Source organism: Dietzia massiliensis, assembly GCF_018390595.1.
In the GTDB taxonomy this organism is placed as follows: domain Bacteria; phylum Actinomycetota; class Actinomycetes; order Mycobacteriales; family Mycobacteriaceae; genus Dietzia; species Dietzia massiliensis.
Genome location: NZ_JAHBAV010000017.1, coordinates 43,381 through 63,197, shown reverse-complemented (window position 1 = coordinate 63,197; position 19,817 = coordinate 43,381). Strand labels below are relative to the sequence as shown.

Here is a 19,817-nt window from a genome sequence, read left to right as displayed (position 1 = left end):
TCGCGGGTATCGTGACAGACGTCACATTCGCCGACGGAGGGTAGACGATGTTGCAGAACGCGCTGATCGCCACTGTTCGAGTGAGTGTGGCCACCTACGCCGGGATGACGCAGATTCTCGTGGACAACACGCTGGGCCGGGTCCTCGACACGAACCCGGACAAGGTCCGCTAATCCCCGGTGGAACCCTGGCGGGCGCCGGTCGACCCCTCACGGGGCCGGGACGAGTCCCGCCCCGTGCCACTTGAACTCTGGCGGGCGGCAGCGGACGTCTGATCGGCCTCCGGGGTGGCGTCGCGGACCTCGCCGACGAGTCGTGCGAGCACGTCTTCCAGCACGATCAGGCCCGACGGGCCGGCCGAGCGGGCGTCGTCGCGAACTCCTCGGCGATCAGTGGCGCCATCGCCACTGCCGTCGACGACCCCCAGGTGGGCCCGGGCCCGCTGCATGGCGGCCAGCACGTCGTCCAGTGGCGTGTCGGGCGACACCGAGCCGAGGCGGCGGATCCGCTCCGGGCGCAGCGGGCGGGACGGGTCGTCGGCCAGGACGTCCTTCACGTGGACGTACCCCACGTACCGGCCGTCGCGGAGCACGGGGAACCGCGAGTGTCCGGTGCGGACGCACAGCTGGTGTATCTCGCCGGTCGTGAGGTCCGCGTCGACCGCGTCGACCTCGTCGAGCGGTCGGAGCACGTCCGCCGCGGTGATGTGGTCGAACTCCAGCGCCCCCGCCAGGAGAGTGGTCTCGTCCTCGTCCAGCAGGCCCGATTCCCCGGCCGCCGCGACCATCCCGCGCATCTGGTCCACCGTGACCGTGGTGTCCACCTCGGACTTCGGCTCGACGCGGAGGACGTGACGCACGACGAGGTCGGCGGTCTTGTTCATCAGCCAGATGGCGGGCAGGAACACCAGGACGAACACCCGCAGGACCGGCCCCAGCAGCAGCGCGGCTGCGGCCGGCCGGGCGATCGCCATGTTCTTGGGCACCATCTCGCCGAGCACCATGTGCAGGAACGTGACGATGAGCAGGGCGATCACCAGCGCGACGGGGTGCGCGAACCCGGTCGACACCCCCAGCCACTCCAGCGGCCTCTCGATGAGGTGCGCGATGGCGGGCTCGCCGACCGCGCCGATGAGGAGGGAACACGCGGTGATCCCGAGCTGTGTGGCGGCCAGCGAGAGCGACACGTTCTCCATGCCACGCAGTGACCACCGGGCGCGGATGCTGCCGCGGGCCGCGCGGGGCTCGAGGTGGTCGCGGCGCGCGGAGACCATCGCGAACTCGGCGGCCACGAAGAAGCCGTTGCCCAGCAGGAGGGCGGCCAGCACCAGGATCGCGACGCCGTCAGTCATCGGACTCCTCCGCCCCCGCGTCGCCGGAGTCGTCCGGCTCGCCGCGCAGGACCGTCGCCCGGACCCGCTCGGCCCGGTAGTCGCTCACCGTCTCGACCCGCAGCCGCACGCGCGCCCGGGTGGGCAGGTCGTCGCGGTCGCGGTGCTCGTGGTCGTGGGCCTCCAGCTCGACCTCATCACCGACCTCGGGTAGGCGGTCCGCCGATTCGGACAGCACCCCGGACAGGGTCGACGCGGCGCCCGCCGGGGGGACCTCCAGCCGCAGGATCGCGCCCAGTTCGTCGGGCCGCATCATCCCGCCGACCAGGACCGTGTCGTCGTCGATCCGCTCGTGCGTGCGGGACGCGCGGTCCTGCTCGTCGTCGATCTCGCCGACGATCTCCTCCACCAGGTCCTCGAGCGTGACGATCCCCGCGGTACCGCCGAACTCGTCCACGACCACCGCCATCTGCAGATCGGTCTGCCGTAGCAGCCGCATCAGGGGATCGAGGGTCATCATCTCCGAGACCACGGTCGGCTCGGCGGCGATGTCGCGGACCGGGGTGCGGTCCCGCGCATCGGGATCGACGGCCAGTGCCTGGCGGTAGTGGACGACGCCCACCACCTCGTCGACGGTCCCGCCGAGAACGGGGAAGCGGGACCGGCCGGTCGCGGCGACGGTGTCCAGCAGGTCCTGCGCGGTGTGGTCGCGCAGGAACGTCACCAGCGGCCTGGGCACCATCGCGTCGGCCGCCCGGTGCTCGCCAAACGAGATCGACCGGGTCACGAGTTCGGCGGTGTGGGGGTCCATCACGCCCTCGCGTCCGGACCGCGCCGCCGACGCGCGCAGTTCCTCGGGGGAGCGGGCGTCCCCCGGTTCCTCCGTCGGGGTGAACCCGAGCAGGCGCAGCACCTGGTTGGCCGAGGCGTTGAGGGCGGTGACCAGCCAGCCGAACACGGTCATGAAGGTGCGCTGCGGGCGCACGACCAGTCGCGCCACCTGCATGGGTGCGGCGATGGCCCAGTTCTTGGGGACGAGTTCGCCGAAGACCATCTGGAGGAAGGTGACGACGACGAAGGCCGCCGTCATCGCGATACCGCGGGCCGCGGCCTCCGACATTCCGGACAGGCCCAACGCGCCGGTGAGCAGTTCCCCGACGGAGGGGCCCGTGAGGTATCCCGCCACGAGGCTGGAGACCGTGATGCCGAGCTGGGCCCCCGACAGGTTCGTCGAGGTCTTCGAGAGCGAGGAGTCCAGGGCCGCGGCGACGCGATCGCCCTCCGAGCCGGCGGCGCGGACGTCGTCCCGGTTGACGGTGAGGAATCCGAACTCGACCCCGACGAACAGCGCGTTCGCTGCGATGAGCAGGACCAGCGCCAGCGTGAGGAGGAGTGCGACGGTCACTGGGCGACCGGGCTACTGACCGTCGGCCGTGCCGTCGGAGCCGCCGACGGCGTGGTCCGGCTGCTCGGGGGTCCGGTAGACCTTCGCCTGCTCGGCCCTGTCGGCGGAGCTCTCACCGGACGCGCCGGTGGCCTCGTCGGCGACGGCCTGCCCTGTGTTCCCGGCGGTCGGGGGACGGGACGCCGGGGCGCGGCCCTCCTCGTCGGTACCGCGGGTGGTGCTCCCGTCACCGGCGCCGGAGCCGTCGACGGTGTTGCCGAGCTCCTCCGGCGACTCGTCGGGCACGCGGGCGTCGTTCTCGGGTCGGGTCGAGTCGGTCACGGTCGCCTCCGGGGGTCGTCGGTGCTGTCGTCGTCGATGGGTCCTGGGTCGTGGTGTCGCTTCTGTGGTGTCGACCCTAGCCGTGTCCGCCACGGCCCGTCGGGCGCTCGCGGCGTCACAGGTGTGCCTTAGTCTGGTGCCCATGTCGGACAATCCCTTCGGTCGGGTCATCACCGCGATGGTGACCCCCATGCACGACGACGGCTCGATCGACTTCGACGCGCTGCAGCGGCTCGCGGTCCATCTCGCCGACCACGGCCACGACGGTCTGCTGGTCAACGGCACCACCGGCGAGTCGGCCACCACCACGGACGACGAGGACTATGACAGCGTCGCCGCGGTCGTCGAGGCGGTCGGCGACCGCGTGCAGGTCATGGCCGGATGCGGCACCAACGACACCGAGCACTCCATGCGCGCGGCCCGCGAGATGGTGGCGCGGGGTGCGGACAGCCTGCTCGTGGTGACCCCGTACTACAACAAGCCCACCCAGCACGGGATCGTCGAGCACTTCCGGATGATCGCCGAGGCCGCCGACCGGCCGGTGATGGCCTACGACATCCCGGGGCGCACCGGCACCGCGCTGGCCACCGACACGATCCGCCGGCTCGCGGAGATCCCCCACGTGCGGGCGGTCAAGGACGCCAAGGGGGACCTGTTCGAGGCCAGCCGCCTCATGGCCGAGACGGACCTGCTCTGGTACTCGGGTGACGACGTGCTCAACCTGGCGTTCCTGGCCCTCGGCGCCACGGGGATCGTCTCGGTGGTCGGCCACGTCGCCGGCGACGACTACCGGGCGATGATCGACGCCGTGGACGCGGGCGACCTGCCGCGGGCCCGCGAGATCCACACGCGCCTCATCCCGGCCGTGGACGCCATCATGCACACCTCGCAGGGCGCCATCCAGGTCAAGGCCGCGCTGAAGATGGCCGGTCTCATCGGCTCGGACCGCCTGCGCATGCCGCTGCTCCAGGGGCCGCCCGAGCATCAGGCCAGGCTGCGCGACGGGCTGGCCGCCGCCGGGCTGGCCTGACGGGTCGCTCCTAGCGGAACGCCGCGGCCTCCGTGCACCGCCGCCACAACGCGGCGGCGGTGGCACGGTCGTGCGAACGGCGGCTCGACCGGGTGAGGTGCGGGTGCCCCCGCAGACCACCGAGGCGGTCCGGTCCGACGAACGCCCCGCCCGGCACGTCGGGGACCGTCGCGGCGTAGAGCACGGACAGCGCGCCCGTCTCCGGTGACAGGCCCGCCCAGGTGAGGGAGTTGCCGAGTGCGAAGAACCGGTCGGCGACAGGGTTGCCGCTCTGCCGGATGAGTTCGGTCGCGGTGTAGCCGGGATGCGCGGCGACCGAGCGGAGGCCGCCGCCGGCCCGCTCGAAGTGCCGCTGCCACTCGTAGTCCAGCATGATGCACGCCAGCTTGGAGTTCGCGTACGCGGCCATCGGCCGGTAGCCGCGGACGTCCATGCCGAGGTCGTCGGTGTCGACCCGCCCCATCAGATGCGCGAGCGAGCCCAGCCACACCACGCGGTCCGTCAGGATCGGCTCGAGACCCAGGGTGAGCGCGTGGTGGCCGAGGACGTTGACCCCGAACTGCATCTCGTGGCCCTGCGCCGTGCGGGCGTGCGGGATGTTCATCACCCCGGCGTTGTTGATGAGGACGTCGACCCGGCCGGCACCGGACCGCGCCGCGTCGCTCGCCGCGGCCTCCGCCCGCATGGCGGCGACGAACGCGTCGACGGAGTCCAGATCGGCCATGTCGAGTCGACGCACCTCCGCCCGCTCGCGCGAGGCCTCGGGCAGGGTCGCGCGCGCCGCCTCCGCCTTCTCCAGGTTCCGGCAGGCCATCACGACCCGGGCCCCCCGTGCCGTGAGCGCGGCCGTGGTGGCCAGCCCGATGCCCCCGTTGGCGCCGGTCACCACGAACGTCCGCCCGGTCTGGTCGGGGATGTCGACGGCGGACCATCTGCGGGATCGTGTCATGAAGATCAGTCAACCAGCCGCGCCTGCCCTGCGGTGGTGCTCTCCTGTGGTAACGCGGGGATATCGTCCGCGATCTCTTTGTGACACACTCGTCGGGTGCGTGAGTCCCACAGGCCACACGCCTCCCTCACCGTTCGAGATCCCGGAGTACCTCCATGACGTTCGACCGCCGATCCTTTCTCCGTCGCGCAGGCCTCAGCGCGGCCGGCGCCGGCGCCATCGCCGCGGGCCTGACCCCCGCGGTGGGCGCGCAGTCCTCGATCCCCGCCGAGATCGGCGCCCTGCCGGGCGCGGGAGCCGGGGTCCCGGTCGGTACGCTGCTCGACTACGCCTCCGGCCCGCCGTCGGGGGCGTCGGTCCGCGCGGCCGGCCACATGGGTGCGGTGCGCTACTGCTCCAACCGCCGCCCCGGCGCCGAGTGGATGTCCGGCAAGCCGCTCCTGCGCCGCGAGGTCGACGACTTCCGCGCACACGGGCTGAACATGGTCTCCTGCTACCAGTACGGTCGCGCCGAGACCGCGGACTGGAAGGGCGGCGCCGGTGCCGGCGATCACCACGCGCCCATCGGCATCCGCATCCACCGCGAGGCCGGCGGGCCGTCGGGCGTGCCGATGTACGTGGCGATCGACGACAACCCCACCCGCTGGCAGTTCGACAACCAGATCCGCCCGTACCTCGAGCGCTGGCGCGCCCACCTGCACGGCTCGGGCATGAAGCTCGGCGTGTACGCCAACGCGCCGACGATCGACTGGTGCCGCCAGATCGGCCTCGGGCAGTACTTCTGGCAGCACGACTGGGGTTCCGGTGGGCGGCTCAACCCGGCCGCGACGATCCACCAGCTGCCCGTGGCGCAGCAGGTCACTGTCGGCGGTGTGGTGTCCGACCTCAACCGCGTCTACGCGCTGGACTACGGCCAGTGGTGGCCGATCGACCCGCTCGCGCTCGCGCAGTCGGCGCTGGGCAGCTCGATCTGACCGACCGGCGACGCTTCAGCACGCCCCGGCGTCGTCCGCGTCCGCGATCCCGCGGCCGGCGACACCGGGGCGCACTGCTATCCGGCGACGGTCACTCGACGGTGATCTCGCCCATCGTGCCCCACTGATCGCCTTCCGCCGTGGTGTTGATGATGCGCGGCGTGCGCTCGAGGTACCGGGCGGCTGACCCCGTGAACTGCTGGAAGTGGTCCGACTGCACATGTAGGGCCGGCGCGTCGCCCTCGCGGAACGCCTCGCACAGCAGGTAGGTGTTCGGGGACTCCGGCGAGCGGTACCAGTCGAACCACAGGTTGCCCGCCTCGGCGCGGGTGGCCTCGGTGAATTCCCGGGTGATCTCGAGCCAGGAGTCGGCGAACTCGGGTTTGACGTCAAAGCGCACGTTGATGAGGATCATGTCCCCATCCTGCCGGGCCCGGCGAGGGTCGTCGAGGCGTGGCCCGGCCCGGGCGATTCGGCCGTGACTCGCCCGGCGTCGCCGCACACGCCTACCCTGTATCAGGTGACCATCGAGCTGAGCATCGAGAACCCGTGCGTCCCGCAGGCGGAGGCCGACTCCTCCGTCCGCGCCGTCTGGAACCGCTTGTCGCTCGACGCGACCTCGAGCCGGAACGAACCGCTGATCGCGGGGCTGGTCCTGGATCTCATCGACGGGTGCGACGACCTCGGTGAATCCCTGGCGCGGCTCGCCGCGTCCCGGATCGCGACGCCCGAGATCGGCCGACACGTGCTGGAGAAGGAGATCCGGGCGGTGCTGGTCGAGCACCCCCACGTCCTCGACGCCGTGGCCGCGGACCTCGTGGTGAGCTACGAGAGGAACCCGGCCTACCCCAACTATCTGGTGCCCTATCTCTTCGCCAAGGGTTTCCTCGGCCTCCAGGTGCACCGCGTCGCCCACGAGATGTGGAACTCCGGTCGCGTGATGGCCGCGTCGTTCCTGCAGAGCCGCATCTCCGAGGTCTTCGCGATGGACATCCACCCGGCCGCGCGGGTGGGCTCGGGCATCCTCGTCGACCACGCCACGGGCATCGTCGTGGGGGAGACCTGCGTGATCGGCGACGGCGTCTCGATCCTCCAGGGCGTCACCCTCGGCGGCACGGGGAACGAGGACGGCGACCGGCATCCCAAGATCGGTTCCGGTGTCCTCCTCTCGGCGGGCTCGATCGTGCTCGGCAACGTCCGCGTCGGCGACTGCTCGAAGGTCGCCGCCGGTTCGGTCGTCCTGCACGAGGTCCCGCCCCACACCACCGTGGCGGGAGTGCCCGCCAAGGTCGTCCGCCGCCACGCGGATTTGCTGGTCCCCGCCGAGCGGATGGACCAGGAGATCGACCCGCGGGGATAGGGCAGCGAGCCGATGCGGGTCCTTGTGGTCGACGACGAGCCGGCGCTGCGCGAGAGCCTGCGCCGCGGCCTGGCCGCGGGCGGGTGGTCCGTGGAGACCGCCCCCGACGGCGAAGCCGGTCTCGAGATGGCCTGCGGCGACGACTTCGACGTCGTCGTGCTGGACATCATGATGCCGCGCCGCAGCGGATACGAGGTGGTCCGCGAGATGCGGCAGCGCGGCATCTGGACCCCGGTGCTCATGCTCACCGCCAAGGACGGCGAGTACGACGAGGCCGACGCGTTCGACCTCGGAGCCGACGACTACCTGGTCAAGCCGTTCTCGTTCGTCGTCCTCGAGGCCAGGCTCCGGGCCCTCGTGCGCCGCGGCGCACCCGAACGCCCCGCCACCTTCGAGGCCGGTGACCTCGTCGTGGACCCCGCCGCCCGCGAGGTCCGCCGGGGCGACACCCGGATCAGCGTGACCGCCAGGGAGTACGCGGTGCTTGAGTACCTCATCCGCAACCGCAACCAGGTGGTGTCCAAGGCGCAGATCATGCGGGCCGTGTGGGACTCCGCCTACGACGGGGACGACAACATCGTCGAGGTCTACGTCGGCTACCTGCGCCGCAAGATCGACGCCCCGTTCGGGGCCCACGCCATCGAGACCGTCCGCGGCCAGGGTTACCGACTGGTCGACAGCCAGGTCACTCCGTCAGGGACAGCGCCTCGCGGTACGTGAGCTTGCGGCCGGTCTGCATGATCGACCGGCGGTAGACCCGCTCGGCGATCCGGATGATCACCGCGGCGGTGACGAGCGTGATCACGGTGGCGACGGCCGGCTCCCACCACGACGCCGTGCCGGCGACCAGGCGGATCGGCATCGTCACCGTCGACATGATGGGCACGTAGGAGCCGATGACCTGCCACGTGTCCTGCAGGAAGAGGCCTCCGAAGAACACGATCATGATGACCGTGAGCAGGGGCGAGGTCGTGGTCTGGACGTCCTCGGCGCGGGTGGCCATCGCGCCGGCGACGGCGAACAGGCACGCCAGCGCGACGAATCCGATGACGAAGAGCACCAGGTACCAGACCGCCGCGCCGGCGACCGATGGCAGCAGGGTGGCGTAGTCGGTGAAGCTGAGGCCGATCAGGCCGATGGCCACGAAGATCACCATTTGCCCCAGGGCGAGGGCCGTGGCGCCGACGACCTTGCCGACGAGCAGCTGCCGCAGCGGGATGGCGGCGGCGAGGATCTCGACGATCCGCGACTGCTTCTCCTCCACGACGCTATTGGCGATGGCGTAACCGAAGAGGATCGCCGCCATGTAGAAGAGGAAGACGAACACGAACCCGGCGATCACCTGAATCCCTTCGTCGTCCGCCCCGTCGGCCTCGAGGAGACGCTCCTCGACGATCGAGCCCGCCGTGAGATCGGCGACGGTGGTCCCGGCGGCCGCGGCGTTGCGCTCGAGTGCATCGGTCGCCACCGTCGCGCTGACCGCGGCGGCGATGTCGGAGTCGACGCCGTCCGAGCCGACGAGCGTCCATGCCCCCTGCTCGCCGAGGAGGGCCGCATCGACGTCGCCGTCGCGGACCGCCTGTTCGGCCGCCGCGGGATCCGCCACCTGCTCGGTCTCGAGTCGCACGGTGGGCGCGCCCGCGGTCGCCGAGGAGTCGGTGTACTCGTCGTCGGCGGCGTCGGCCCGCGCGTTCGTCTGCTCGACGATCGTCACCGCGTCGCCCGAGACGACGGCGATCCGCTTCTCCCCGTCGTCTCCGCCCAGCAGGAACGACACCCCGAACGCGACGATGAAGATCGCGATGGTCGTGAGGGTGGAGATGATGAAGTTCCGGTCGCGCAGTTTGACCATGATCTCGCGCCCGGCGACGATCCGCCATGCGGCGTCCGTGGAGCGGGGCCCGGTGGAGGCGTCCTCGTGGTCGGCCGACGACGGGCGTCGTGTGAGGGGGGTGGTGGTCATGAGGTCACCTCGCGGTAGATGTCGGACAGGCTGGGCACGACCCGGGCGAGTTCGCTGACGCTGCCGCGGGCCATCGCCTCACGCAGGACGAGGTCCGTGCTCCCGGGTCCTTCGAGTTCGAGCAGTGCGGTGGGGCCGTCGACGTCCACGACGTGGACGCCGGGCAGTGAACGCACCCAGCCGGCGTCCCCGCCCACGACGAGGCGGTGCAGCACCCGGCCGCGGCTGCGGAGCTCGGACACGGTCCCGGTCGACACGACCCGCCCGCGGGCCAGGACGACGAGCTGGTCGCAGAGCCGCTCGACGAGATCGAGCTGGTGGGAGGAGAACAGGACGGGCACGCCCCGGGTGGTGTGCTCGCGGAGGAGATCGACCATGGAGTCCACAGCGGCCGGGTCCAGTCCGGAGAACGGCTCGTCGAGGACGAGGAACCCGGGCTCCCCGATGACGGCGGCCGCGATCTGGACGCGCTGCTGATTGCCGAGTGAGAGCGACTCGAGCTTGTCGCTCGTGCGCTCTCCCAGGCCGAACCTGTCGAGGAGTTCGAGCGCGGTCTGCCTGGCGCCCGCCGCGCTGCGGCCCTGTAGCCGGCCGAGGTAGACGAGCTGGTCGAGGATCGGCTGCTTCGGGTACAACCCCCGCTCCTCCGGCATGTAGCCGAACGTGCGCCGGTCCGCGACCGTGACCTCGCGACCCGCCCACGTCACCGTTCCGGCGGTGGGCTGGAGGACGCCCATGATCATGCGCATCGTGGTGGTCTTGCCGGCGCCGTTGCCGCCGACGAAGCCGGTCATCGCCCCGGCGGGGACCTCGAAGGTCACGCCGTCGACGGCGAGGTTGTCGCCGAATCGTCTGGTCAGTCCGTTGACTCCGAGCATTCGTGCCCTCCCTGGTGCCGGTGTACTGCTCACGCTAGGCCCGGGTCCGGGGTCGGCGGATCAGCCCACGGGATGATCTGACGCGGACGGCGGCGGAGAGATCTCCTCCTCGAGGGGGAGGGCGGCGTCAGGAAGAGGGTGGCCTCGAGGGGAAGGGACCGGGCGGGCTCAGTCGCCGGGGTGGATCAGGCCGACCTCGTAGGCCAGGACCACCGCCTGGACGCGGTCGCGCAGGTGGAGCTTGGCCAGGCAGGAGGACACGTGGGTCTTGACCGTCGCCTCGCCCACGACCAGTTCGTCGGCGATCTCGGCGTTGGACAGCCCCCGCGCGACCAGGCGCAGCACCTCGGTCTCGCGGGCGGTGAGTCCGGCGAGCTCGGATGCGCGCGGCCCCGGCCGCCCGGCATCCGGGGCGTCGTCGGTCGGGGGCGGGGCCGCCAGTCGCTCGATGACCCGGCGCGTGACCTCGGGCGCGAGCAGGGCGTGGCCGTGGCCCACCGCCCGGATGCCGTCGACCAGGTCGTCGGGGTCGGAGTTCTTGAGCAGGAAGCCGCTCGCGCCGGCCCGCAGGGCTTCGAACAGGTAGTCGTCCCGGTCGAAGGTGGTGAGGATGAGGACCTTGGCCAGGTGCTCGCCCGTGATGATCTCCGTCGCGGCGATGCCGTCGGTCCCCGGCATCTGCACGTCCATCAGCACGACGTCCGGACGGAGGCGGCGGCACATCTCGATCGCCGTCGCACCGTCCGCCGCGTCGCCGACGACGTCGATGTCCGGCTCGACGCCGAGCATCATCGAGAACCCCGAGCGCATGAGCGCCTGATCGTCCACGACGAGGACCCGGAGCACGCCGCCGCCGCGGCCTTCCTCGTCGGTGTGGTCGCCGTCGGCGCGCGGTCGGTCGTTCGTCCCGGGCATGGTCATTCCCCGTCGCCGTTGCAGGTCCCGTTGCCGTCGGTGTCCGGCCGGTACGGCAGCCGCACGCGGACGCGGTAGCCGCCGGTCACCCGCGGGCCGATCTCGCACTCCCCGCCGTGCGAGCGGACCCGTTCCCGCATCCCGAGCAGGCCGAGGCCGCTGCCCGAGGTCCCGGTGCGCGGCCGCCCGTCGTCGAGGACCTCGACTTCCGCGTACGGGGTGCGATCAGGGCCCTCCCCGGTACGCAGCACGACACCGGCGCGGTGCGAGGTGGAGTGGCGCCGGACGTTGGCCAGGGCCTCCTGGGCCGTCCGGTACAGGGACAGGCCGATGACCGGCGGGACCTCATCGATCGGGTGCCCGGGGTCGGCGGCCACGGTGACGGTGGTGGAGAAGCCGGCCGTGTCGTGGGAGGCGGCCAGCCGCGCGACGTCCGCGAGCCCGTGACCGGCGGACCGGGACGCCTCGCCCGTCGACCGGTACGAGTCGCCCGTCGATCGGCGCGCGTCGCCCTCGGAGCGGGTTCCCGGCTCGTCGGACCGGAGGGCGCCGAGCAGGGCCCGCATCTCCGCGACGGCCGAGCGCGAGGAGTCCTCGATCGTGCGCAGGGCGCCCGCGGCGGCGTCGGGGTCGCGGTCCATGACCCGGCGAGCGGCGGCGGCCTGGACCCCGATCGCCGCGACGTGGTGGGCGATCACGTCGTGCAACTCGCGGGCGATACGCAGCCGCTCCTCCACCACGGCCTGATCCCGCAGGGCATCGGCCTGCTGCTCGATCGTCCGGGCCTGCTCCGCGAGGTCGTGTCGGCGGCGGGCGCCGCGCCACGAGGCGATGCCGAGTGCGGCCGCCCCGCCGAAGTAGACGATGTTGATGAGCACGGTGTACAGGAGATAGGCGGGGACCGGCGGGAGGAGGCCGCTCGAGCGGTCGACGTCGTCCACGGCGTCGAGGATCTGCTGCATCCCCGAGCCCAGGGCGGTGTACCAGACCATCCACACCGCCAGGGCGGCGGTGATTCCCGCGGCGACGCCGATGAGGGCCCGCCGGTCGCGGGCCCAGGCGACCGCGGAGTAGACCCCGACGAAGTACAGCACCTGCTGCGAGACCTGCCCCATCACCAGCGGCATGACGCTGCCGACCACCAGCAGGTGCGCGGTCGCGCCCATACCGGTCGTGAGCGGGAAGCGGCGGCGGACCGCCAGCAGGGCCGCCACGCTGGCCATGGCCAGGTACTGGGCCCAGACCGGCGCGCTCTCGTCGGCCAGGACGCCCATGCTCCGCAGGATCTCCACACCGACCGCCGAGCACGCGAACACGACCAGGGCGAGCACCGCGTCGGCGCGGAGGTAGTGCTCCGGCAGGGGGCGGATCCACGCGTCGTCGGCGTCGAACAGGCGGTTCAGACGGTCCCACACGAGAGGTGAGCCTATCCGGTGGCCGGACGGCCCGGCTCGCCGTCCGGTTCGTCTCCCGGCTCGTCCAGCGGCTCGACCGGGAGCTCGACGACGAACCTCGCGCCGCCGCCGGGCGCGTCCTCCACCCGTACCGATCCGCCGTGGGTCCGCGTGATTTCGGAGACGATCGCCAGGCCCAGTCCGGATCCGCCGGTGCCCCGCGCGCGGTCGGCGTCCAGGCGGGCGAAGCGATCGAACACCGACTCCCGCTGGTCGGGGGGAACACCCTCGCCGTCGTCGTCGACGATGATCACGGCGCGCGGGGCTCCGACGCCGGACCGGTCGACGGTGAGGCGCAGCGCCACGCGCTCGCGCGCGTGCCGCCGCGCGTTGTCGACGAGGTTGCGCACGACGCGCTGGAGGGCGTCGGGATCGCCCACCAGTCGCGCGGGCTCGACCGAGACCGCCACCTCGAGCCCGGCCGCGTCACCGGGCCCGGCGAGGCCGCGCAGGCGCGCGGCCTCCGACAGGACCACGTCGTCGAGGTCCACGTCGTCGCGCCGCAGCGGCATCCCGCGCTCGTCGCTCTTGGCGAGCAGGAGTAGGTCCTCGACCATCGCGCGCATCCGCTCCACCTCCGGCAGGAGCAGCTCGTCGACGGTCTCGACGTCCACCGGGGTGCCGGAGGTGGACGCCAGCTCGAGCATGGTGGACAGCGTGGACAGTGGGCTGCGCAGCTCGTGGGAGGCGTCGCCGACGAAGGCCACCTGGGCCGTGCGGGCCGCGTCGAGGCGGGCGAGCATCTCGTTCATCGTGCGGGCCAGACGCGCGATCTCGTCCTCGGCCTCGGGCACGGGCACCCGCTCGCCGCGGCCGGACACGGAGATCTCGGCGACGCGGGAGCGGATCGACTCGACCGGCCGCAGCACCCGGCCCATGGCGTAGTAGACGAACCCGGCGGTCGCGAGTCCGGCGACGGGCACGAACGACAGGAACAGCACCGCGCCGGCGGCCAGGACGGTGTCGTACCGGTCGCTGTCGGTGCCCACGTCCACGGCCAGCGTCACCCCGCGCATGTCCACGCCGACGGACGTGACCCGCAGGTCGGTGCCGTCGGGGGCGTCGACCTGTCGACGGAGGAGCTCGCCGGGAGCCGGGACGGGCAGGGCGGGGACGGTCTCGAGCCCGCGAGTGACCTGGCCGGCCAGCACGCGGCCGTCGGGGGCGACGACACGGACCAGGTCCACGCCGGACAGCGGTTCGGAGACCAGTTCGAGGGAGGCCTGCGGGCCGCGGGCGGCGAGCCTGGACGCCACGTCGACCGCGCGGTCGCGCGCCGCCGAGTCGATCGCGCCGTGCACCGCCGAGCGCAGCAGCAGCCAGGCACCGCCCGCCGCGAGGGCCAGCACCAGCATGACGATCGCGGTGGCGATCACCGTCGTGGCGACCCGGATGGGCCAGCGGCGGGGGGTCGTCAGGGCCTCGGGGGTCAGGGGCACGTCTCCATTGTGCGGTGCGCCGGGGACCCGGGAAGGGCGGGAACGCGGACCGGGGGCCTGACTAGAACACGTGTTAGCGTCGCCGGGTGAGAGAATCGCAGCACAACGGCCCCGAGCCCCGCCTGGGCCTGACGTTCAGTGAGAACCCGGACGGCACGGTGAGCTGGCACCAGCCGGTCTCGGATCAGTTCGTCGACCCGTCCGGCCGCTTCGCCACCGGCGGCCTGGCCGTGCTGGTGGACTCGGGGCTCGGCGCGGAGAACCACCGCCGCCGCCCCAGCGGGAAGTGGACCGTCACCACCGAACTGCGCCTGGATCTGATCGGCGCGCCGCGCGAGGGGTCGACCGGCCTGGGGATCCGCGCGGACCACCTGGGACACGACGGTCACTGCCTCACCACGCGCGGTGAGGTCGTCGACGACGACGGCGAGGTGATCGCCTCGGGACTGGTCAAGACCATGGAGTTCGCGGCGGGCGTGGACGCGGAGGGCTATGACGACGAGCCGCCGTGGCCGTCCGCGCTCGAGCCGGGAACGCTGGCCGAGGTGCTGTGTCTGACGCTGAGCGAGCGGGGCGACGGCCCGGGCGGCGGCCGCGTGGTGGAGGGCGTCGTCGCGCCGGAGCCGACGCTGGCCAACCCCCTGGGCAATCTGCACGGGGGCGTGTTCGCGGCGGCCGCGGAGGTCGTCGGCGCCGCGGTCTTCCCGCACGAGCGCGACGTCAGCTCCTCCTCGCTGGACGTGCGGTACGTCCGGCAGATCCCGCTGGTGCGACCGGTGACGCTCCTGGCCGAGGTGCTGCACGACGGGCGGAGCTGGGGGATCTCGCAGGTCACGACGCGGGACGAGCGGGGCCGGGTGTGCGCGGTGGCGACGGTCACCGTCTACGGCCGCCGATAGATCGTTGTCACGTCACTCACGTAGTATGGACGGGTCAGAACCAGTCCGTACGACGAGAGGGGACGCATGAAGATCGGCATCATCCTGGGCAGCATCCGCGAGGAGCGGACCGGCAAGTCCGTGGCCGAGTGGGTCGCGCAGCAGGCCCGCGAACGGCAGGACGCGACCTATGAGCTCGTCGATCTCAAGTCCTTCGACATCCCCCTGCTGACCTCGGCCACCGTGCCGGGCGCGGCCAACAAGCAGTACGAGGACGAGCGGGTACAGCGCTGGAGCTCGGCCATCGACTCCTACGACGCCTTCGTCTTTGTGACCCCCGAGTACAACCACAGTGTCCCCGGCGGTCTGAAGAACGCCTTCGACTCGCTCGGGAACGAGTGGGCCGACAAGCCCGTCGCGTTCGTCTCCTACGGTGCCGAGGGTGGTGTGCGCGCGGTCGAGCACTGGCGGCAGATAGTGGCCAACTTCCGCATGTTCGGCGTGCGTCAGCAGATCTCGCTGAGCCTGTTCACCGAGTTCGGCCCCGAGGGCGTGCGGCCCGCGGAGCGGCGCACCGAGGAGCTCGCGACCCTGTTCGACCAGCTCGAGGAGGCCACGCGGCGCTTCTCCCTGGTGGACACGGGCGCCTGAGCGATCCCGCGCTGATGACAGACACGCGGCCCGCCCCCGGGGACACGGGGGCGGGCCGCGTCGCTTCGTCGGGGAGCCGTCAGTTCACGGCGGCGAGAGCGGAGTCGTAGTCCGGCTCGGTGGTGATCTCGTCGACGAGCTGGGTGTGGACGACCTTGCCCTCGGCGTCGACCACGACGACCGAGCGGGCGCACAGTCCGGCCATCGGGCCGTCGGTCATCTTGACGCCGTAGTCGGAGGCGAAGTCGCTACGGAACGTCGACCCCGCGGTGGCGTTCTCGATGTCCTCGGCGGCGCAGAAGCGCTTGTGCGCGAACGGCAGGTCGGCCGAGATGTTGACGACCACGGTGTCGTCCAGGCCGCTGGCCTTCTCGTGGAAGGTGCGCACCGACTGCGCGCACACGCCGGTGTCCACGCTCGGGAAGATGTTGAGGATGAGCTTCTTGCCGGCCAGCGACTCGGAGGTGACCGGGCCGAGGTCGGTGCCGACCAGCTCGAACGCCGGAGCGGTGGAGCCGACGGCCGGGAGCTCGCCGGAGGTCGTGACGGGATTGCCCTTGAATGCGGTGGTTGCCATGTGTCCGTTCTACCGGACGCCCCCGGCCGACGGGTGGCCGGTCAGCGCGGCGTCGCGACGTGGACGGCGATCTCCTCGGGCACACCTTTGACCCCGCCCCACCGGAAACCGCGCTTGGGGCGCATCGCGACCCGGGCCGGATCCAGTCCGGCGCCCGTGACCTCGCTGACGAGGATCTCCCCGGCGCCCGCCTTCTCCGCGAGCCGCGCGGCGATGTTCACGTCCATGCCCAGGTAGTCGCCTCCGATCCTGCGGGGCCGCCCGGTGTGCACGCCGACCCGCAGCCTCGAACGCCACCCGGCCACCCCGTCGAGGCACGCCGCCACCGCGTCGAGCGCGAGCTGCGGCGACGGGAAGGCCGCCATGAGTCCGTCGCCGAGCCGCTTGACGACGGTCCCGCGGTGCTCCAGCACCTCGGGTTCGGTGGCCGCGGCGACCCGGCGCAGCAGGAGTAGCGACTCCTCGTCCCCGACGCGCATCGCCCAGTCGGAGAACCCGACGATGTCGGTGAACACGATCGTCACCTCGGCGCCGACACCGGCGCGACCGGTGCGTTCGCGCAGGGAGTGCCACACCTGTAGTCCGCCGAGCGTCACCTCGCGACTCGCGGTGGGCTGCTCCTCGAACAGTCGCCCGGCCAGCCGCGCGATCGTGCCCGCGCTGTCGCGGCCCGCGGCCGAGAGCGGGTCACCGAAACCCGCGTCGCCGGGCAGGGCCCGCCGGGCGCGGCGCAGCAGCTCGACCGAGGTGGGATTCCTGTTGACCTCCCGCGCCCTCGCCGCGGCGCGGGCCGCCGCCGCCCGCGTCCGCTCCCAGTAGAGGTTCGCCATGCGCCCGAGCCTAGGACGCCGCGGACGTGGCGGGCACCGACTCGCCCGTCTGGTCGACCGCGCGCCACAGGTACCAGGACGCCACCGACCGGTACGGGGCCCACAGCCGCGCCCGTTCGAGCATGAGGTCGGGGGAGGCCTTCTCGTCGAGGCCCAGCACCCGCTCGAAGCCGCGCCGGACCCCGACATCCGCCACGGGGAAGACGTCGGGTCTGTCCAACAGGAAGATCAACTGCATCTCCGCGGTCCACCGGCCGATCCCGCGGACGGTCGTCAGGGAGGCGATGACCTCGTCGTCGTCGTACTCCCTCAACGCGGCGAGGGACGGGACCCGACCGGTGCCCACCGCATCGGCGAGATCCCGCAGGGCGGCCACCTTGGGCCGCGAGATGCCGCACGCCCGCAGCTCCTCGTCCGACAGGGCGGCCACCCGGACGGGGTCGAGCTGACCGGCGCTCGTGGCGCGCTCACGAAGCCGCCCGGCGATCGTCGCGGCGGCCCTGACCGACAGCTGCTGGGAGAGGATCGACGAGGCCAGGCGGTCGAACAGCGTGTGCGGCCCCGCATCCGGGGTGGGGGTGAGCGTGCACGGTCCCACCACGGCGATGTGCGCATCGAGCTCCGGATCAGCATCGTGGAGGTACCGCGCGGCCGTTACTCTGTCGTATCCTTCCGGCATGCCGTGCAGGGTACGCGGCGACGTCGTGACCGCCCCGTGCTATGGGTAACGGCGGCCCCGTGATCCGCTATAACCATTCGGTCACGACACTGCTTGGGAGAGGAACGTTCTCGTGCGTAGAACACACACGCGTCTCGCCGCGATCGCGGCCGCCGGCGCGCTGGCGCTGGGCGCCGGGGCCGGCACCGCATCCGCCGGATCGGCGGAGATGCCCACACCGGTCGCGCTGTACAGCGGGCTGACGTCGCTCGGCTGCCAGCAGGTCGACGCCTCGCTGCTGCCGCTGTGTGGCGACTTCGAGGTGCTCACCTCCGATGACCCGGCGATGCTCACCATCAACCCCTTCACGACCGACATCGTGATCCTGGGCGCCGGCCTCTTCCCCGACGGCGGCATCCGCCCCGTGCTCGAGGAGCGGCTGCGCACCGGCTACCGGCTGGCTCAGGAGTACCCGACGGCCCGCATCATCGTCACCGGTGGCGTGCCGCAGAACGGACGCACCGAGGCGCGCGCGATGGGCGACTGGCTCCGCGGCGCCGGCATCTCGCCGCTGCGGATCACCGAGGAGGGCAACTCCAACTCCACGGTGCAGAACGCCCAGTTCACCGACCGGATCTTCCGTGACCGCGGCACCACCGGCGCGGTCGTGGTGACGACCGGCGACCACGTCAAGCGCGCGGTGCTCAACTTCCGGCAGGCCGTGGGCGGGCGCATCCCCGTCACCGGCGTCGTCGCGCGGGGCTGACCGGCCCGGCGCTAGTCGGCGTCGGGCTCCGGCCACGCGCCGGTCCGCAGCAGCTCCAGGCTCGCCTGCTGGTCGACGATCGGCTGGCGCATCTGTCTTGCGCAGAAGTCGAGCAGCGCCTCGGACAGCTCCGAGTTGTCCGACGAGATCGCGCCACTGGCGATCGCGACGTGCAGGTTCTCGGCGAACCCGTCGATCGCGGTCTGCGCCACGCAGCTGTGCGTCGACACCCCGCACACCAGCAGGTGGTCCACGCCCAGGTGCGCGAGCCGCGCCTTGAGGTCGGTGCGGAAGAAGGCGCTGTCGCGGGTCTTCACCACCTCGATGTGGTTCCCGGTGACCAGCTCGTCGAGGAACTGCGCCTGCTCGGTGCCGGGGTAGGCGAAGCCCTGGCCGTCCTCGCACATGTTGAGGGTCCACGTGGACCCGTCCCGGGCGTGCTCGGTGCGCACCAGCACCACGGGCCGGCCGGCCTCGTGGGCGGCCTCGATGAGTTCGTTGATCGACGCGACCAGCTCGTCGCGCACGGAGGCGAGGTCGGGGAACTCGAAGTACGAGTTCTGCATGTCGATCACCACGAGCGCGGTCTGCTCGCCCGGACGCCACCAGGTGTCGGACACCTCCACCGGGGTGGTGCGCTTGTGGCGGTTGCGGTGCCACACCGACTCGATGGTCTCGGCGATCTGCTCGGGCACGTCGCGGCCCTCGAGGTAGTCGTCGATGTCGTCGTAGCGCAGGCCCAGCTCGTCCTCGTCGGTCTGCCCCTCGTTCTCGTCGAGCAGGTCGGCGGTGGGCACCTTGTTCCACAGCTGCTCGGGCGCGCCGAGGTGGCGCAGCAGGGCGCGCCCCTGCCGCTTGTTCAGGCCCGACAGCGGGAGGACGTCGGCGGCGCCGTCGCCGAACTTGGTGAAGAAGCCGGTGACGTTCTCGGCGGCGTGGTCGGCGCCGATCACGAGCAGTCCGCGGTCCCCGGCGAGGGCGTACTGGGCGACCATCCGGTGGCGGGCCTTGGCGTTGCCCTTGGTGAAGTCCGTCAGCTCTGCGCCGGTGGCCCGGGCGATCTCGCCGTTGAGCGCGTCGACGCCGGGCGCCACGTTGACGGTGACGGCCTCGTCGGCGTCGACGAACTCCACGGCCGCCACGGCGTCGGCCTCGTCGTGCTGCACGCGGTAGGGCAGGCGCATCCCGACGAACACCGCGTCCCCGCCCTCGGCGCGGATCCGCTCCACCGCGAGCTGGGCCAGGCGACCGGCCAGCGTCGAGTCGACCCCGCCGGACAGGCCCAGGACGTACCCTTTGGCGCCGCTCGCCCGTAGGTAGTCCACGAGGAACCGCACCCGACGGTCGACCTCTGCGGCCGGGTCGATCTCGGGCTTCACCCCGAGGTGGTCGATGATCGTCCTCTGAAGTTCACGCATGTCCCCATTGTGCGAGCACGA

The 19,817-nt window shown here is 72.0% G+C and carries 22 protein-coding genes and 1 pseudogene; 8 read left to right on the top strand and 15 right to left on the bottom strand.

Going from position 1 to position 19,817, the window contains the following annotated elements; genetic code table 11:
• Positions 1–47: 47 nt before the first annotated feature.
• Positions 48–173 carry a hypothetical protein gene (locus KHA85_RS18255; RefSeq protein ID WP_007631517.1) on the top strand — a complete coding sequence of 42 codons (126 nt, stop codon included), beginning with the start codon at positions 48–50 and terminating at the stop codon, positions 171–173.
• Here the strand turns inward: KHA85_RS18255 and KHA85_RS18250 are convergent.
• From KHA85_RS18250 to KHA85_RS06945, 3 genes are read right to left on the bottom strand one after another with little or no spacing between them, the layout of a single operon-like run.
• Positions 170–1,351, bottom strand: coding sequence for a hemolysin family protein (locus KHA85_RS18250; protein ID WP_213185257.1), 1,182 nt, complete (start codon positions 1,349–1,351; stop codon positions 170–172). The two genes, KHA85_RS18255 and KHA85_RS18250, sit on opposite strands and share 4 nt — an antisense overlap.
• Positions 1,344–2,735: a hemolysin family protein gene (locus KHA85_RS06950; RefSeq protein WP_213185256.1), complete on the bottom strand. Its 1,392-nt coding sequence runs from the start codon at positions 2,733–2,735 to the stop codon at positions 1,344–1,346. The genes KHA85_RS18250 and KHA85_RS06950 overlap by 8 nt, the downstream gene beginning before the upstream one ends.
• 12 nt (positions 2,736–2,747) lie before the next feature.
• A complete protein-coding gene (locus tag KHA85_RS06945) occupies positions 2,748–3,056 on the bottom strand; it encodes a prolipoprotein diacylglyceryl transferase (RefSeq protein WP_213185255.1) in 309 nt (102 codons plus the stop codon).
• 142 nt (positions 3,057–3,198) lie between these two features.
• On the opposite strand from KHA85_RS06945, the gene dapA reads away from it, so the two are divergent.
• Positions 3,199–4,086 carry a 4-hydroxy-tetrahydrodipicolinate synthase gene (gene dapA / locus KHA85_RS06940; RefSeq protein WP_213185254.1) on the top strand — a complete coding sequence of 296 codons (888 nt, stop codon included), beginning with the start codon at positions 3,199–3,201 and terminating at the stop codon, positions 4,084–4,086.
• 10 nt (positions 4,087–4,096) lie between these two features.
• Here dapA and KHA85_RS06935 read toward each other — a convergent pair whose 3' ends face one another.
• On the bottom strand, positions 4,097–5,035 hold the full coding sequence (locus KHA85_RS06935) for an oxidoreductase (RefSeq protein ID WP_213185253.1): 939 nt from the start codon (positions 5,033–5,035) through the stop codon (positions 4,097–4,099).
• Between the two features lie 155 nt (positions 5,036–5,190).
• On the opposite strand from KHA85_RS06935, the gene KHA85_RS06930 reads away from it, so the two are divergent.
• Positions 5,191–6,009 (top strand): DUF1906 domain-containing protein, encoded by an 819-nt coding sequence (locus KHA85_RS06930; protein ID WP_213185252.1) that lies wholly within the window; start codon positions 5,191–5,193, stop codon positions 6,007–6,009.
• 91 nt (positions 6,010–6,100) lie between these two features.
• Here KHA85_RS06930 and KHA85_RS06925 read toward each other — a convergent pair whose 3' ends face one another.
• Entirely contained in the window at positions 6,101–6,424 is a 324-nt protein-coding gene (locus KHA85_RS06925; RefSeq protein ID WP_213185251.1) for a putative quinol monooxygenase, read from the bottom strand.
• Positions 6,425–6,529: 105 nt separating this feature from the next.
• Between KHA85_RS06925 and epsC the strand changes: the two genes are divergently transcribed.
• Positions 6,530–7,369 (top strand): serine O-acetyltransferase EpsC, encoded by an 840-nt coding sequence (gene epsC, locus KHA85_RS06920; RefSeq protein ID WP_061914453.1) that lies wholly within the window; start codon positions 6,530–6,532, stop codon positions 7,367–7,369.
• A 12-nt stretch (positions 7,370–7,381) separates the two neighbouring features.
• Positions 7,382–8,089 carry a response regulator transcription factor gene (locus KHA85_RS06915; protein WP_061914455.1) on the top strand — a complete coding sequence of 236 codons (708 nt, stop codon included), beginning with the start codon at positions 7,382–7,384 and terminating at the stop codon, positions 8,087–8,089.
• Here KHA85_RS06915 and KHA85_RS06910 read toward each other — a convergent pair.
• The 5 genes from KHA85_RS06910 to KHA85_RS06890 all read right to left on the bottom strand — a co-directional run bounded on the left by KHA85_RS06910 (position 8,055) and on the right by KHA85_RS06890 (position 14,018).
• On the bottom strand, positions 8,055–9,332 hold the full coding sequence (locus tag KHA85_RS06910; protein ID WP_213185250.1) for an ABC transporter permease: 1,278 nt from the start codon (positions 9,330–9,332) through the stop codon (positions 8,055–8,057). The two genes, KHA85_RS06915 and KHA85_RS06910, sit on opposite strands and share 35 nt — an antisense overlap.
• The gene (locus KHA85_RS06905) at positions 9,329–10,210 is read right to left on the bottom strand and encodes an ABC transporter ATP-binding protein (RefSeq protein WP_213185249.1); all 882 of its coding nucleotides are present in this window, start codon (positions 10,208–10,210) and stop codon (positions 9,329–9,331) included. Before KHA85_RS06905 ends, KHA85_RS06910 begins: the two co-directional genes overlap by 4 nt.
• Before the next feature lie 168 nt (positions 10,211–10,378).
• Positions 10,379–11,020, bottom strand: coding sequence for a response regulator (locus KHA85_RS06900; protein ID WP_236885323.1), 642 nt, complete (start codon positions 11,018–11,020; stop codon positions 10,379–10,381).
• Between the two features lie 107 nt (positions 11,021–11,127).
• Positions 11,128–12,540 (bottom strand): sensor histidine kinase, encoded by a 1,413-nt coding sequence (locus tag KHA85_RS06895; RefSeq protein ID WP_213185247.1) that lies wholly within the window; start codon positions 12,538–12,540, stop codon positions 11,128–11,130.
• Positions 12,541–12,551: 11 nt separating this feature from the next.
• A complete protein-coding gene (locus KHA85_RS06890; protein ID WP_213185246.1) occupies positions 12,552–14,018 on the bottom strand; it encodes a sensor histidine kinase in 1,467 nt (488 codons plus the stop codon).
• Positions 14,019–14,104: 86 nt separating this feature from the next.
• Between KHA85_RS06890 and KHA85_RS06885 the strand changes: the two genes are divergently transcribed.
• Positions 14,105–14,917 carry a PaaI family thioesterase gene (locus tag KHA85_RS06885; protein ID WP_213185245.1) on the top strand — a complete coding sequence of 271 codons (813 nt, stop codon included), beginning with the start codon at positions 14,105–14,107 and terminating at the stop codon, positions 14,915–14,917.
• A 66-nt stretch (positions 14,918–14,983) separates the two neighbouring features.
• Entirely contained in the window at positions 14,984–15,547 is a 564-nt protein-coding gene (locus KHA85_RS06880; protein WP_213185244.1) for an NADPH-dependent FMN reductase, read from the top strand.
• A gap of 79 nt (positions 15,548–15,626) precedes the next feature.
• Here the strand turns inward: KHA85_RS06880 and tpx are convergent, their stop codons facing one another.
• From tpx to KHA85_RS06865, 3 genes are read right to left on the bottom strand one after another with little or no spacing between them, the layout of a single operon-like run.
• Positions 15,627–16,124, bottom strand: a complete 498-nt coding sequence (tpx, locus tag KHA85_RS06875; RefSeq protein WP_007631493.1) for a thiol peroxidase — start codon at positions 16,122–16,124, stop codon at positions 15,627–15,629.
• A gap of 41 nt (positions 16,125–16,165) precedes the next feature.
• Positions 16,166–16,954 (bottom strand): adenylate/guanylate cyclase domain-containing protein, encoded by a 789-nt coding sequence (locus KHA85_RS06870; RefSeq protein WP_213185243.1) that lies wholly within the window; start codon positions 16,952–16,954, stop codon positions 16,166–16,168.
• 10 nt (positions 16,955–16,964) lie between these two features.
• Positions 16,965–17,633, bottom strand: a complete 669-nt coding sequence (locus KHA85_RS06865; protein WP_213185242.1) for a DNA-3-methyladenine glycosylase family protein — start codon at positions 17,631–17,633, stop codon at positions 16,965–16,967.
• Positions 17,634–17,745: 112 nt separating this feature from the next.
• Here KHA85_RS06865 and KHA85_RS06860 point away from each other — a divergent pair, with 112 nt between their 5' ends.
• Complete coding sequence (locus KHA85_RS06860; RefSeq protein ID WP_131885132.1) at positions 17,746–18,378, top strand: YdcF family protein; 633 nt, start codon at positions 17,746–17,748, stop codon at positions 18,376–18,378.
• Between the two features lie 11 nt (positions 18,379–18,389).
• Here KHA85_RS06860 and KHA85_RS18390 read toward each other — a convergent pair whose 3' ends face one another.
• Together KHA85_RS18390 and nadE are read right to left on the bottom strand one after the other, a co-directional pair.
• Positions 18,390–18,953, bottom strand: coding sequence for a cysteine hydrolase family protein (locus KHA85_RS18390; protein WP_308936885.1), 564 nt, complete (start codon positions 18,951–18,953; stop codon positions 18,390–18,392).
• Positions 18,954–18,977: 24 nt separating this feature from the next.
• Positions 18,978–19,796 (bottom strand): annotated as a pseudogene (nadE, locus tag KHA85_RS18385) (NAD(+) synthase); the annotation flags it as partial.
• Positions 19,797–19,817: the final 21 nt, after the last annotated feature.